The sequence below is a fragment of the Amycolatopsis sp. 505 genome, from assembly GCF_031625235.1.
In the GTDB taxonomy this organism is placed as follows: Bacteria; Actinomycetota; Actinomycetes; order Mycobacteriales; family Pseudonocardiaceae; genus Amycolatopsis.
In genome coordinates, this window is record NZ_JACKQP010000014.1 from 196,831 (window position 1) to 210,750 (window position 13,920).

Annotated in this window: 10 protein-coding genes and 1 pseudogene; 3 read left to right on the plus strand and 8 right to left on the minus strand. The window is 71.2% G+C overall.

What is annotated here, in order from left to right:
* Positions 1 to 49 precede the first annotated feature (49 nt).
* The gene (locus H5965_RS41050; protein ID WP_310976469.1) at positions 50 to 256 is read right to left on the minus strand and encodes a hypothetical protein; all 207 of its coding nucleotides are present in this window, start codon (positions 254 to 256) and stop codon (positions 50 to 52) included.
* A 461-nt stretch (positions 257 to 717) separates the two neighbouring features.
* Here H5965_RS41050 and H5965_RS41055 point away from each other — a divergent pair, with 461 nt between their 5' ends.
* Entirely contained in the window at positions 718 to 852 is a 135-nt protein-coding gene (locus H5965_RS41055) for a LuxR C-terminal-related transcriptional regulator (protein WP_310976472.1), read from the plus strand.
* Here the strand turns inward: H5965_RS41055 and H5965_RS41060 are convergent.
* Positions 849 to 2,240 (minus strand): class II 3-deoxy-7-phosphoheptulonate synthase, encoded by a 1,392-nt coding sequence (locus H5965_RS41060; protein ID WP_310976474.1) that lies wholly within the window; start codon positions 2,238 to 2,240, stop codon positions 849 to 851. The two genes, H5965_RS41055 and H5965_RS41060, sit on opposite strands and share 4 nt — an antisense overlap.
* A 24-nt stretch (positions 2,241 to 2,264) precedes the next feature.
* Here H5965_RS41060 and H5965_RS41065 point away from each other — a divergent pair, with 24 nt between their 5' ends.
* Positions 2,265 to 2,861 carry a hypothetical protein gene (locus H5965_RS41065; RefSeq protein ID WP_310976475.1) on the plus strand — a complete coding sequence of 199 codons (597 nt, stop codon included), beginning with the start codon at positions 2,265 to 2,267 and terminating at the stop codon, positions 2,859 to 2,861.
* 8 nt (positions 2,862 to 2,869) lie between these two features.
* On the opposite strand, the gene H5965_RS41070 is transcribed toward H5965_RS41065, so the two are convergent.
* The 5 genes and pseudogenes from H5965_RS41070 to gltB form a co-directional block, all read right to left on the minus strand.
* A complete protein-coding gene (locus H5965_RS41070) occupies positions 2,870 to 3,181 on the minus strand; it encodes a hypothetical protein (RefSeq protein ID WP_310976476.1) in 312 nt (103 codons plus the stop codon).
* Positions 3,182 to 3,220: 39 nt separating this feature from the next.
* Positions 3,221 to 4,621 (minus strand): annotated as a pseudogene (locus H5965_RS41075) (alpha/beta hydrolase).
* Positions 4,622 to 4,703: 82 nt separating this feature from the next.
* Entirely contained in the window at positions 4,704 to 5,585 is an 882-nt protein-coding gene (locus H5965_RS41085) for a peptidase (RefSeq protein ID WP_310976479.1), read from the minus strand.
* A gap of 162 nt (positions 5,586 to 5,747) precedes the next feature.
* A complete protein-coding gene (locus H5965_RS41090; protein WP_310976480.1) occupies positions 5,748 to 7,256 on the minus strand; it encodes a glutamate synthase subunit beta in 1,509 nt (502 codons plus the stop codon).
* Positions 7,249 to 11,802, minus strand: a complete 4,554-nt coding sequence (gene gltB / locus H5965_RS41095; RefSeq protein WP_310976481.1) for a glutamate synthase large subunit — start codon at positions 11,800 to 11,802, stop codon at positions 7,249 to 7,251. The genes H5965_RS41090 and gltB overlap by 8 nt, the downstream gene beginning before the upstream one ends.
* Before the next feature lie 300 nt (positions 11,803 to 12,102).
* On the opposite strand from gltB, the gene H5965_RS41100 reads away from it, so the two are divergent.
* Positions 12,103 to 12,888 carry an SDR family oxidoreductase gene (locus H5965_RS41100; RefSeq protein WP_310976482.1) on the plus strand — a complete coding sequence of 262 codons (786 nt, stop codon included), beginning with the start codon at positions 12,103 to 12,105 and terminating at the stop codon, positions 12,886 to 12,888.
* 3 nt (positions 12,889 to 12,891) lie between these two features.
* Here the strand turns inward: H5965_RS41100 and lgt are convergent, their stop codons facing one another.
* On the minus strand, positions 12,892 to 13,911 hold the full coding sequence (gene lgt / locus H5965_RS41105; RefSeq protein WP_310976484.1) for a prolipoprotein diacylglyceryl transferase: 1,020 nt from the start codon (positions 13,909 to 13,911) through the stop codon (positions 12,892 to 12,894).
* Positions 13,912 to 13,920 lie beyond the last annotated feature (9 nt).

Genomic DNA, 13,920 nt, shown 5'->3' on the forward strand with positions numbered 1-13,920 from the left:
TGGTCGCCGGCAAACCGCCCGGACTGGGCCGACCGCTACCGCCTCCACATCACACCGGACGCTCGGTGGCCGCCCGGATCAGCACCTGGACGGCCCAGCGCATCACCTCGGTGGCCTCGTCCGGCTCGAGGTGACAGGCGTCCCGGGTGACGATCAGCGCCTCGACGCCGTAGACGAGCATCAGGGGCATCGTCAGCCGGCGGTACTCCTCCGGCGGCAGCTTGCCTTCGAGCGGCTCGAGGACCTGCCGCGTCATGCGGATCCGGCTCTGGCCGCGGACCGGCGCTTCCGCCGACGTGCCGCCTTGCTCGAACCAGCGGTCGAGCGGGTGACGTTCCGCCTGCTGCACGTCTGCGAATTCCGCGACGGCCGGATGACCCGCGAGAACGTCTGGCAAGGCCCGCCGGTCCCGGTCGGCGGATGACCACCGTCGTCCTGGCCGGAACTTGGCCACCGCGGCGACCGGCGCGGAAGCGATCGAGGCCGTGCTCGAGCACCGGCCGGACGTCCTGGTGCTGGACGTCGCGCTCACCGGCGCTCTGCGGGCCGGGGTGCGCGGCTACCTGCCCGCGCACACCGGGCCGGCCGACGTCACGCGCGCGATCCGCAACGTCGCGGCCGGCGCGGTCGTGTTCGGCGACGGCCTCGCCGACCGGATCCCCCGGCTGCTGCTGTCCCCCGCGCCGCGCCGGACCGGCGGGCGGCGTCGCCGACGCGGTGATCGCGCGCCGCCTCGGGATCGCGCCCAAGACGGTGCGCAACCGCGTGTCGGTGATCAGCGTGAAACTGGGGGCCAGGGGCCGCGCGGAGGCGATCACCCCGGCCCGGACCGCGGGCCTGGCCCCGGTCTAGCCGCGGAGCATCTCCGCGACCAGGAACGCCAGCTCCAGCGACTGCTGCGTGTTCAGCCGCGGGTCGCAGGCCGTCTCGTAGCGGCCCGACAGGTCGACGTCCGAGATCTCCTGGGCGCCGCCGAGGCACTCGGTGACGTCTTCGCCGGTCAGCTCCACGTGGATGCCGCCCGGGTAGGTGCCCAGCTTGTTGTGCACCTCGAAGAAGCCCTGGACCTCGTCCACGATGCGGTCGAAGTGGCGGGTCTTGTAGCCGGTCGACGACTCGTGGGTGTTGCCGTGCATCGGGTCGCACTGCCAGATGACCTTGTGCCCGGACGCCTCGACCTGCTCCACGATGGCCGGCAGCACCTCGCGGACCTTGCCGTTGCCCATCCGCGCGATCAGCGTCAGCCGGCCCGGCTCGAAGCGCGGGTCGAGCCGCTCGACGTACTCGAGGGCCTGCGCCGGCGTGGTCGTCGGGCCGATCTTCAACCCGATCGGGTTGGCCAGCAGCTCGGCGAACGCGATGTGTGCGCCGTCCAGCTGCCGGGTCCGCTCGCCGACCCAGAGGAAGTGCGACGAGAGGTTGTACAGCTTCGGGTTCGCCACGTCGGCGTTGTCCAGGCGCAGCATCGAACGCTCGTAGTCGAGCAGCAGCGCCTCGTGGCTGGCGAAGATCTCGGTCGACTGCAGCGACGTGTCGGTGACGCCGCACGCCGACATGAACCGCAGGCCGCGGTCGATCTCGTTGGCCAGCGACTCGAAGCGCTGCGCCGCCGGCGAGGCCGACACGAAGTCCTTGTTCCAGTCGTGCACCTGGTGCAGGTCGGCCATGCCGGCCGCGGTGAGGGCGCGGACCAGGTTCATCGCGGCGCCCGCGTTCGCGTAGGCGCGGATCATCCGGCCCGGGTCCGGCACGCGCAGCTCGGGCTTGGCGACCAGGGAGTTGATGATGTCGCCGCGGTACACCGGCAGGCCCAGCGCGTCCGTCGCGGCCGAGCGCGGCTTCGCGTACTGCCCGGCGATGCGGCCGACCTTGACCACCGGCAGGCTCGCGCCGTAGGTCATCACGACCGCCATCTGCAGCAGCGTGCGCAGGTTGGCCCGGATGTGCGGCTCGGTGTTGGACTCGAACGTCTCCGCGCAGTCCCCGCCCTGCAGGAGGAACGCCTCGCCGCGGGCGACCATGGCCAGCTGGCCCTTGAGCCGGTCGATCTCGGCCGGGACGGTGATCGGCGGCACGCTCTCCAGCACGGCGCGGACCCGGCGGGTCGCCTCGGGATCGGGCCACTCCGGCTGTTGCGCGGCCGGGAGCGCCAGTGCCTTGTCGAGCCGCTGACGCAGTTCAGGCGGCAGCGGCGGCAGCTCGGGCAGTGTGTCGACGGGGACGTCCACAGTCCAGTTCACGCAGACCAATATAAGGTTTGCGCCGTGCTCCGCTTCGCCAGGTTTGCCACCGAGGTCTTGGCACCCTGGGTTTGGGTCCTCACGCTGCCCCTCGCCGTCGCCTGGGCCGCGACCGGCCACCGGCCGCTGCCGACCCTCGGCTGGGGCCTGTTGATCTCGGTCACCGGCTCGCTGATCCCGATGGCGGTGATCGTCCGCGGGGCCAGGCGCGGCCGGTGGGACGGCCACCACGTGACGAACCGGGCGGGCCGCCGGGTCCCGCTGCTGGCCGCCGGGGTGTCGCTCGGCCTCGGCTTCGCCGTGCTGCTGGCCGGGGGCGCACCCGCGCCGCTGGTCGCCCTGGCGGCGTCGATGCTGGCGAGCCTGCTGGTCGCGGTGGCGATCACCTTCGGCGCGAAGTTCAAGATCTCCCTGCACGCCGCGGTCGCCTCGGCCGCCGTCGTCGTGCTGGCCCTGACGTACGGCCCGTGGGCGCTGCTGCTCGCCCTGCCCGCGGCCTGGGTGGCGTGGTCACGCGTCGCGCTGCGTGACCACACCACTCCCGAGGTGCTGGCCGGCCTGCTGATGGGGGTCGTCGTCGGTGGGGGCGGCTACTGGGCGCTGCTCACCGCCTTGCGCTGACCCCGGGCTCAGCAGGGCCGTCCCGAGGCGAACGTCGCGAACACGGTGGCGCTCGAGAAGGCGGGAACGCGCAGCATCGATCCACTGTATTTCGGGCCGGTGTACAGGCACCAGGTGTCCTGACTGCCGTTTTGTTCGGCGAACGCGGTGAACGGCGGCGTGATCGACGGTGTCGGCACCCCGAGGCAGAGGTCGTTGCCGTCCGTGCCGAGCAATCGGAGGCTTTCCGGAATGCAGAACGTGGTCCGGGCCGACGCCGCGGGGGCGGCCAGCAGGGCGGCGGCCAGCACGGACACGGCGAAGAACAGCATTCTTTTCATGATTTTTCCCCTCATTCCCCCGAGGGGGAATCGTCCCCCTCACCGCTCAGACTGGCAGGAACCGTCCGCCGCCGGGAAGACCCCGTCACGCAGATAGCTCAGCACCGCTTCGTTTCCGCAAGCGTTTTCCCGCGTGAAGACGCCGTGCCCGCCGGCGTCGACGGTGATCATCCGCGCGCGGGCCCCGAACGCCGCCCGCGTCTCCCGCGCGCCCGACAGCGGGGTCGCCGGATCGCGCCGGTTCTGCACCAGCAGGACGTTCGCCGGGCCGGGGCCGCCGACGCGCACCGGCGGCTCGGCGCGCTCGACGGGCCAGAACGCGCACGGGTTCACGTTCGCCGCGGCGGGGCCGAACATCGGGTGCCGCGCCCGTTCGCGTTCGACCGCGTGCTGGTAGTAGCCGACCTGCTCGGGCCAGTCGGAGTCGTTGCAGAGCACCTGGAGCTGGAGGGCGGCGTGGTTGTCGCCGTCGAGCGGCCCGGCCGCGGCGCGCGCGGTGCCCGCCCAGTCCCGCGCCACGGCGGGGAAGGAGGCGTCGTCGTACAGCCCGTTCCAGGTGTTCGCGCGGAATCCGGGCCCGCGGACGGCGGCGAGCTCGAAGAACTTCGCCGTCACCGCGGCCGGCGTCCGCCCCAGGTGGTAGACGTCGTCGCGCTCGGCCGCCCACGCGGCGAAGTCCGGGAAGCGGTCGTCGAAGCCTTCCGCGAAGCGCTGGTTGGCGCGGACGTCGAGGCCCCGCGGGCCCAGGACGCTGTCGAGCACGATCCGGTCGGTGCGGGCCGGGAACATCGACGCGTAGGCGGCGCCGAGGTAGCTGCCGTAGGAGACGCCGTAGTAGGAGATCTTGTTCTCCCCCAGTGCTTCCCGGATCCGGTCGAGGTCCCGGGCGGTGTTCGCGGTCGTCATGTGCGGCAGCAGGTCCGTTGTGGACGCACTGCCGCACTTGGCGGCCACGGCCCGCGCTTTCGCCGCGGTGGCGAGAACGTCCCGCGGCCCGTCCGCATAGGGGCCGAGGACCGCGCCGCGCTCCTCCGGCGTCGTCATGCCGCAGGTCACCGGGGTGCTGTAGACGGTGCCGCGGGGGTCGAACCCGATGACGTCGTAGACGTCCGGGAGGCCGGAGCCGCCCATCCGCTACAGCAGCTGGGCGGGCATGGCGAGCCCGGGGCTGCCCGGCCCGCCGGGGTTCATCAGCAGCACGCCGCGTTTCTCGCCGGGGGCGGCGGCGTGGCGGGAGAGCGTGAGCTCGATGGTCCGGTCCGGGTGCGCGTAGTCGAGCGGAACGCGCAGGGTGGCACATTCGAGGCCGGCCGTCGGGGACGGCGACATGCCGTAGTCCGGGCAGGGAGTCGTCCACTGGAGCCGTGGTGCCGCCTCCGCCTCCGCCTCCGCCGGGGGCGCGGCGAGCAGGAACACCAGGGCGATCAGGGTTTTCCGCATGCCCCGAGCCTGGCCTGCCCGCCGCGCGCGGACGTCAGCCCAGGGACCGGAACTCGTGCTCCGCCCCTGGGCTGACGTGCGGTCACGCGGCTTGCGCGCGGTTGTACAGGTTCTGCGCGTCGGTGCCGAAGTACGGCCCGAACATGTAGCCGGGCAGGAAGGTGTAGCCGAAGCTGTTCACCGAGGCCTGCACGCCGGTGCCGGTGCCCTCGTTGAACGACAGGAACCACGGACCGCCGCTGGAGCCGCCGGTCATGTTGCAGTTCATGCCGTGGTCCTTGGTCAGCAGGAAGTCGGTGAAGGTGCTGCCGCTGCAGTAGACCAGCTTCGTCCCGTCGTAGGGCGCGGCGGCGGGGTAGCCGAAGGTGTACATGTTCTGGTTCTTCGGCTGGTTGAAGGCGATGCCCTGCGCGCCGACGACGTCGGTGAGCCGCTGCGAGTCGAGCGGGTTGACGACGGCCATGCCGACGTCGTAGTTCATGTCCTCACTGGCTTCCCACTGCGGCGTGGTGAGGGTGGTCTTCGCCGTCCACTGGCCGTAGGGGGCGTTGCCGTTGTTGTAGCCGGGCACGAAGACCCATTGGGTGTGCCAGCTGCCCTGGTACTTCACGCAGTGCCCGGCGGTGACGACGACGCTGCCGTTGGTGCTGGTGACGGCGTCCCCGGAGCACGACGCTTTCTGGCCGTTGAACAGGAAGAACACCCGCCCGGCGGTCTGCGTGACCTTGCCGCCGCCGGTCCAGGGTCCCCCGCCGTTCGGAATGCTCCGGATGATCGCGCTCTGCCCTTTGGCCACGTCCTTCGGCGTGACTTCCGGGGCTTTGACGAGCGACTCCATGGGGACGGCCGCCCGCATGGCATCGGGCGTCCAGAAGGGTTTCGGTGCCGCCTGGGCCGGGGTGCCGACCAGGGCGAACGCGAGAGCGAGGATGGCGGTGACCACCGCGGTTTTCGTGTGCTTCAAGACGCCCCACCTTCCGCAGAAGTGAATCGTCGCAAAGGCGACACAGCTACTCGAAAGTAGTTGTCTGTGTACAGAGTGCACAGCCGCCGTTCGGCGTAACGCTTTCAGGACGCGGCGAAGGCCCCCTCACCAGCGGCGAGGGGGCCTTCGCGTGGAACAAGATCAGACGACCGCGAGCGGCAACGCCGTCGGGTGCACCGGGGCCGGGAGGTCCGACGCGCCCGTCAGGTACGTGTCCACCGCGTTGGCCACCGAGCGGCCCTCCGCGATCGCCCAGACCACCAGCGACGCTCCGCGGTGCGCGTCACCGCAGACGAACACCCCGGGCGTCTCCGTCTGCCAGTCCGCGCCGCACGACAGCGTTCCCCTGCGGGTCAACGACAACCCGAGCCCCGACAGCAGCGGCATCTCCTCGACGCCCTCGAAGCCGATCGCCAGCAACACCAGGTCCGCCGGCAGCGTCTCGACCTCGTCGTTGACCGGGATGACCTCGCGACGGCCGGAAGAGGGATCCTTCTGGACGCGGACCTGCTGCAGCTCCACCGCCGTGACGCGCCCGTCGGAAGACCCGACGAACCGGCGCACCGCCACCGCGAACTTGCGCTCGCCCGCCTCCTCGTGCGCCGCGTACGTGCGCAGGATGTACGGCCACGTCGGCCACGGCGACCGCTCGTCGTCACGAACCGAGGGCGGCATCGGGTACTGGTCGAGCTGCGTCACCGACAGCGCGCCCTGGCGTGTTGCCGTTCCGTAGGAGTCCGCGCCCGTGTCGCCGCCGCCGATGATCACCACGTGCTTGCCGCGGGCGTCGATCGCGGGCGGGCCGTCGCCCTCGACGAACTTGTTGGCCGGGACCAGGTGCTCCATCGCCAAGTGGATGCCCGCCAGCTCGCGGCCCGGGGTCGTCGTGTCGTCGCGGCCGCGCAGGGCACCGACCGCCAGGACCACCGCGTCGTACTGCGCGCGCAGGTCCTCCACCGACAGGTCGACGCCGACCTCGCAGCCCGTCACGAACCGGGTGCCCTCCTTGCGCAGCTGCGCCAGGCGCCGGTCGAGGACCTTCTTCTCCATCTTGAACTCGGGGATGCCGTAGCGCAGCAGCCCGCCGAGGCGGTCGTCGCGCTCGAACACCGTCACCTCGTGGCCGGCGCGGGTCAGCTGCTGGGCGGCGGCGAGCCCGGCCGGCCCGGAGCCGACGATCGCCACCCGGCGGCCGCTGGACACTTCGGACACCTGCGGCTGGACGTAGCCCGCTTCCCAGGACTGGTCGGCGATCGTCTGCTCGACGCGCTTGATCGACACCGGCCCGCCCGACAGTGGCGAGATCGACAGCACGCAGCCCGCCTCGCACGGCGCCGGGCACAGCTTCCCGGTGAACTCGGGGAAGTTGTTGGTCGCGTGCAGCCGGTCGCTCGCCGCGGCCCAGTCGCCGCGGCGGACCAGGTCGTTCCACTCCGGGATCAGGTTGCCCAGCGGGCAGCCGGACCCCCCGGAGTGGCAGAACGGGATGCCGCAGTCCATGCACCGCGACGCCTGCTTGCGCACCTGCTCGTTGCGCTCGTTCGGGTCGACGTCCGCGTAGACCTCGCCCCACGAGGAAAGCCTTTCCTCGTAAGACTTCTTCGCGGGCTCTTCGCGCTCGAACTTCAGGAAACCGGTCGGGTCAGCCACGAGCGGCCTCCATGATCGCCTCGTCGACGTCGCGGCCGGCAGCGCGCGCCGCCTTCGCCGCGTCCAGGACCCGCTGGTAGTCGCGCGGCATCACCTTCGTGAACGCCACGGACCGGCGCGGCCAGTCGCCGAGCAGCGAAGCCGCGACCGCGGAGCGGGTGAGATCGTAGTGCTGTTGCACGGTTTTCTTGAGCCACGCCAGGTCGTCGGCGGTCGGGCGCAGCAGGTCCACCATGTCCTGGTTGACCTTCTTCGCGTCGACGTCGAGGACGAAGGCGATGCCGCCGGACATGCCGGCCGCCAGGTTGCGCCCGGTCGGGCCGAGCACCACCGCGCGGCCGCCGGTCATGTACTCGAAGGCGTGGTCGCCGACCCCTTCGGCGACGACCGTGGCGCCGGAGTTGCGGACGCAGAACCGCTCGCCGACCTGGCCGCGCAGGAAGATCTCGCCGCCGGTGGCGCCGTAGGCGATCGTGTTGCCCGCGATCGTCTGCGCCTCGGCGGCGAAAGTCGCCTCCGGGTCGGGGCGGACGACGACCCGGCCGCCGGAGAGGCCCTTGCCGACGTAGTCGTTCGCGTCGCCGACCATGTCGAGGGTGACGCCGCGCGGCAGGAACGCGCCGAGCGACTGGCCCGCCGAACCGGTGAGCTTGACGTTGATGGTGTTCTCGGGCAGGCCGTCGCCGCCGTAGCGGCGGGTGATCTCCGAGCCCAGCAGCGTGCCGACGGTCCGGTTGACGTTGCGCACCGGCAGCTCGATGTTGACGTGGTGCGCGTCTTCCAGGGCCGCCTCGGCGAGCTGGATGAGCGTGCGGTCCAGGGCGTGCTCGAGCCCGTGGTCCTGGCCACGGGTGCGCCGCTTCGCGCCGCCGTACGGGGTCTCCGACGGCATCTCGAAGATCGGCTTCAGGTCGAGCCCGGCCGCCTTCCAGTGGTCGACGGCCTCGTCGGTGTCCAGCAGCTCGGCGTGGCCGATGGCCTCGTCCAGCGTGCGGAAGCCCAGCGCGGCCAGGGTTTCGCGGACTTCTTCGGCGACGAACTTGAAGAAGTTGACCACGTGCTCGACCTGGCCGGTGTAGCGCTTGCGCAGCTCGGGGCTCTGCGTGGCGACGCCGACCGGGCACGTGTCGAGGTGGCAGACGCGCATCATGATGCAGCCCGCGACGACGAGCGGGGCCGTCGCGAAGCCGTACTCCTCGGCGCCGAGCAGCGCCGCGATGACGACGTCGCGCCCGGTCTTCATGGCGCCGTCCACCTGCACGGTGATCCGGTCGCGCAGGCCGTTGAGCAGCAGCGTCTGCTGGGTCTCGGCGAGGCCGATCTCCCACGGCGTGCCCGCGTGCTTGAGCGAGTTCATCGGGGACGCGCCGGTGCCGCCGTCGTGGCCGGAGATGAGCACGACGTCGGCGTGCGCCTTGGACACGCCGGCCGCGACCGTGCCGACACCGAGCGAGGACACCAGCTTCACGTGGATGCGGGCGTGCTCGTTGGCGTTCTTGAGGTCGTGGATCAGCTGGGCCAGGTCCTCGATGGAGTAGATGTCGTGGTGCGGCGGCGGAGAAATGAGGCCGACACCCGGCGTCGAGTGCCGGGTCCGCGCGATCCACGGGTACACCTTGTTCGGCGGCAGCTGGCCGCCCTCGCCGGGCTTCGCGCCCTGCGCCATCTTGATCTGGATGTCGTCCGCGTTCACCAGGTATTCGCTGGTGACGCCGAAGCGGCCCGACGCGACCTGCTTGATCGCGCTGCGGCGCTCGGGGTCGTAGAGCCGCTCCGGGTCCTCGCCGCCCTCGCCGGTGTTGGACCGGCCGCCGATGCGGTTCATGGCGATGGCCAGGGTCTCGTGCGCCTCGGCCGAAATCGAGCCGTAGGACATCGCGCCGGTGTTGAAGCGCTTGAAGATCGCTTCGGCGGGCTCGACCTCGTCGAGCGGCACCGGCTCGCGGACGCCGTCCTTGAACGAGAACAGCCCGCGCAGCGTGCCGCCCTCGCGGTAGAGGCGGTGCACCTCGTCGGTGTACTTGCGGTACACCTCGTCGCGGCCGGTCTTGGACGCGTGCTGCAGCAGGAACACCGTCTCCGGCGTGAACAGGTGCAGCTCGCCCTCGCGGCGGTAGGCGTACTCGCCGCCCGTCTCGAGTCCGCGGTGGACGCGGTCGGTCGGGTTCTCCGGGTACGCGCGGCGGTGGCGCGTCGCGACCTCTTCGGCGAGCACCTCCAGGCCGACGCCGCCGAGCTTCGACGACGTCCCGGTGAAGTACTCGTCGAGCAGGTCCTGGCTCAGGCCGAGGGATTCGAAGACCTGGGCGGCGGTGTACGCGCCGACCGTGGAGATGCCCATCTTGGACATGATCTTCAGGACGCCCTTGACCAGCGCGTACACGTAGTTGCGGACGGCCTTGGCGGGCTCGATGCCGGTGACCGCGCCCTGGGAGATCATGTCTTCGATGGTCTCGAAGGCCAGGTACGGGTTGACCGCGGCGGCGCCGTAGCCGAGCAGCAGCGCGATGTGGTGCACCTCGCGCGCGTCACCGGATTCGACGACCAGCGCGACCCGCAGGCGTTCCTTGGTGCGGACCAGGTGGTGGTGCACCGCGGAGACCAGCAGCAGCGACGGGATCGGCGCCATCCGGTGGTCGGAGTCGCGGTCGGACAGCACGAGCGTGCGCGCGCCGGCCGCGATCGCCTCGGACGCCTCGCGCCGGACGCGCTCGATCGCGCCCGCGAGCGCTTCCGCGCCACCGTCCACTTCGTACAGTCCGGAAAGGACGCTGCAGGCGAAGCCGGGGAGGTCGCCGTCGTCGTTGATGTGGATGAGCTTGGCGAGCTCGTCGTTGTCGATGACGGGGTACGGCAGCTTCAGGTGGCGGCACGACGCCGGGCCGGGGGCCAGCAGGTTGCGCTCGGGGCCCATGATCCGCGCCATGCAGGTGACGAGCTCCTCGCGGATCGCGTCCAGCGGCGGGTTGGTCACCTGGGCGAAGTTCTGCTTGAAGTAGTCGTAGAGCAGGCGGGACCGCTGCGACAGCACCGCGGGCGGGGTGTCCGACCCCATCGAGCCGATCGGCTCGGCACCCTTCTCGGCCATCGGCGCGAGCAGGATCTTGAGCTCTTCTTCGGTGTAGCCGAAGGAAAGCTGGCGGCGCAGCACGGAGTCGTGGCTCTGCACGACGTGGTCGCGGTCGGGCAGCTCGGCGATCTGGAGCAGGCCCGCGTGCAGCCACGAGTCGTAGGGCAGCTCGCTCGCCAGCGCGGACTTGACCTCTTCGTCGTCCACGATCCGGCCGGCCACCGTGTCGACCAGGAACATCCGGCCGGGCTTGAGCCGGCCCTTGGCGACGACGTCCTTCGGGGCGACGTCCAGGACACCGGCCTCGCTGGCCAGGACCACGCGGTCGTCGGCCGTGCGCCACCAGCGCGCCGGGCGCAGGCCGTTGCGGTCCAGGACCGCGCCGACCAGGCTGCCGTCGGTGAAGGTGACGCACGCGGGGCCGTCCCACGGCTCCATCAGGCTGGCGTGGAACTGGTAGAAAGCGCGGCGCTCGGGCTTCATGGTGGCGTGGTTCTCCCACGCCTCCGGGATCATCATCAGCACCGCGTGCGGCAGCGACCGGCCGCCCAGGTGCAGCAGCTCGAGGACCTCGTCGAAGGACGCCGAGTCCGACGCGTCCGGCGAGCAGATCGGGAACAGCCGGGACAGGTCGCCGGGGAGGACGTCGGATTCGAGCAGCGCCTCGCGGGCCCGCATGCGGTTGCGGTTGCCGCGGATGGTGTTGATTTCGCCGTTGTGGGCGACGAACCGGAACGGGTGGGCCAGCGGCCACGACGGGAAGGTGTTGGTGGAGAAGCGGGAGTGCACCAGCGCGATGGCGCTTTCCAGGCGTTCGTCGCGGAGGTCGGCGAAGAACGCGGGCAGCTGCTCCGGTGTCACCATGCCCTTGTAGACGATCGTCCGCGAGGACAGGGACGGGAAGTACGTGCCGCAGCCGGCGTTCGCGCTCTCGTTCTCGACGCGCTTGCGCAGACAGAAGGCCAGCCGATCCAGCTCCAGGCCGGATTTTCCGTCGGCGGTGACGAAAAGCATGGCGAAGTGCGGCATGACCGAGCGGGCGGTCGGGCCGATGTCGGCGCGATCGGCGTCGACCGGCACCTCGCGCCAGCCGAGGACCTCCAGGCCCTCTTCGACGGCGATGCGTTCGGCCAGCCCCACGGCCTTGCGGCGCTGCTCGGCGTCCTGGGGCAGGAACGCGATGCCGGCGGCGTAGGAGTGGTGGCCGTCTTCGTCGGGCGCGGGCAGTTCGAAGCCGGCCTCGGCGCGCAGCAGCGCGTCGGGCAGCTGCAGGAGGATGCCGGCGCCGTCGCCGGAGGTGGGCTCGGCGCCCGCGGCGCCGCGGTGGTCGAGGTTGGTCAGCGCGGCCAGGCCGTCGGTGACGATGCCGTGGGAACGGCGCCCGCGGATGTCGGCCACCATGGCCACACCGCAGGAGTCCTGCTCGGTCTCCGGGTCGTACAGACCCTGCTTGCCGGGCATGGCGGAGAAGATCAACGGGACCTCCTTCGTCGTCTTGTTCGTGCGGGGCCGGGCTACCGGCCGGGGAGCGCACGGGACGACGATGGCCCGCTTGTTAGCGCGACTTTAACACCTGGGAAACATGCCAGCAGCATCTCAGAGCGCCCCGGACGGCGTCGGACGGTAACGATCTGGCTGCGCGGAACGACGTAGTTCCTGATGGGCTTCCGGTAGTTCGTTCCGCTAAGTATACGGCCCGGAAACTCCGGTCGAGTCTAACGTGACCTGATCGGCTCGCTGTGTCCGCGGTCACTAGAACGTGTTACATTTCGCCGCATGATCCTCGATCGGTTCAAGCTCACCGACCAGGTCGCGGTGGTCACCGGAGCAGGGCGCGGGATCGGTGCGGCCACCGCCGTGGCCCTCGCCGAAGCGGGCGCCGACGTGGTGATCGCGTCCCGGACCGCCGCCCAGCTCGACGAGGTCGCGGCCCGGGTTTCCGCGGCCGGCCGCCGAGCGTTCCCAGTACCCGTCGACCTCTCCTCCCCCGAGGCGGCGGCCGCGCTGGCCGCGACGGCGGTGTCCGAGTTCGGCCGGCTCGACCTGGTGGTCAACAACGTGGGCGGCACGTACCCGCGGCCCCTGCTCGAGTCGTCGGTGGACTTCATGGAGGAAGCGTTCCGCTTCAACGTGGCGACGGCCCACGCGCTGACGGTGGCGGCGGCACCCTCGCTGCTGGAGACGGGCGGCTCGGTAGTCAACATTTCCTCGGTCATGGGCCGCCTCGCGGGCCGGGGCTTCGCGGCGTACGGAACGGCGAAGGCGGCCCTGGCCCACTACACGCGCCTGGCGGCGGCGGATCTGGCCCCTCGCGTCCGGGTGAACGCCATCTCGGTGGGTTCGGTGGCGACGTCGGCCCTGGAGATCGTGGTGGGCAACCCGGAGCTGCGCGCCAAGATGGAGGGCGAGACACCGCTGGGCAAGATCGGCGAGGCGGAGGACATCGCGGCGACGGTGGTGTTCCTGGCGTCCCGGGCCGGCGGGTACATCACCGGCAAGATCCTCGAGGTCGACGGCGGGCTGCAGGCGCCGAACCTGGAGCTGGGCCTGCCGGACCTCTGACGCTCAGCTCTCGTCGGTCTTCTTCGGCTCTTCGGCCGGGGTCTCCTCCGCGGGCTTCTCGGCCGGAACGTCGGCCGTGACCTTGGCGGGCTCGGCCTCGGGCTGCTCGGCCGGGGCCTCCGAAGCCGGGACCTCGTCCGGGCCCGCGGCGTCCTTGCTGACCAGGGTCTCCGGCGCCTCCCGCGGCCCGCGCTTCCCGGCGACCACGAAGTACGCCACCGCGCCCGCGAACAGCAGGATCGACGTCCACACGTTCACCCGCAGCCCGAGGATGTGGTTCGCCGTGTCGGTCCGCATCATCTCGATCCAGCCGCGGCCGACCGTGTACCCCGCCACGTAGAGCGCGAAGGCCCGGCCGTGGCCGAGCTTGAACTTGCGGTCCGCCCAGACCACCAGGAGCGCGACCAGCAGGTTCCAGATCAGCTCGTACAGGAACGTCGGGTGGACCGGGCTCTCCGGCAGCGGGATGTGGCCGGTCGCGACGCCGTTCAGGAGGTTGTCCGGGTCCTCCGGGTTGAAGCGCTGGTAGACCTCCAGGCCCCACGGCAGGTCCGTGTGCGCGCCGTAGAGCTCCTGGTTGAAGTAGTTGCCGATGCGGCCGATCGCCTGCGCGACGACGATGCCCGGCGCCACCGCGTCCGCCATCGCCGGCAGCGGGATGCCCTTGCGGCGGCAGGCGATGAGCGCACCCACCGCGCCGAGGGCGATCGCGCCCCAGATGCCGAGGCCGCCGTCCCAGATCGCGAACGCGTTCCACGGGTTGCGACCCTCGGTGAAGTACAGCTCGGGGTCGGTGATCACGTGGTACAACCGGCCGCCGACCAGGCCGAACGGCACCGCGAACACCGCGATGTCGATCACCGTGCCCTTGGTGCCGCCGCGGGCGATCCACCGGCGCTCGCCCCACCAGATCGCCACGATGATGCCGGCGATGATGCACAGGGCGTACGCGCGGAGCGGGATCGGTCCCAGGTGCCAGACACCGCGGTCGGGGCTCGGGATCGTCGCGAGGTAGGCGCTCATCACGCGGCC

What these genes read in the sequence shown, in the direction of transcription:
- H5965_RS41100 (WP_310976482.1), top strand. Translation starts at nt 12,103, where the DNA reads ATGATCCTCGATCGGTTCAAGCTCACCGACCAGGTCGCGGTGGTCACC.
- H5965_RS41070 (WP_310976476.1), bottom strand. Translation starts at nt 3,181, where the DNA reads ATGAAAAGAATGCTGTTCTTCGCCGTGTCCGTGCTGGCCGCCGCCCTG.
- H5965_RS41050 (WP_310976469.1), bottom strand. Translation starts at nt 256, where the DNA reads ATGACGCGGCAGGTCCTCGAGCCGCTCGAAGGCAAGCTGCCGCCGGAG.
- lgt (WP_310976484.1), bottom strand. Translation starts at nt 13,911, where the DNA reads ATGAGCGCCTACCTCGCGACGATCCCGAGCCCCGACCGCGGTGTCTGG.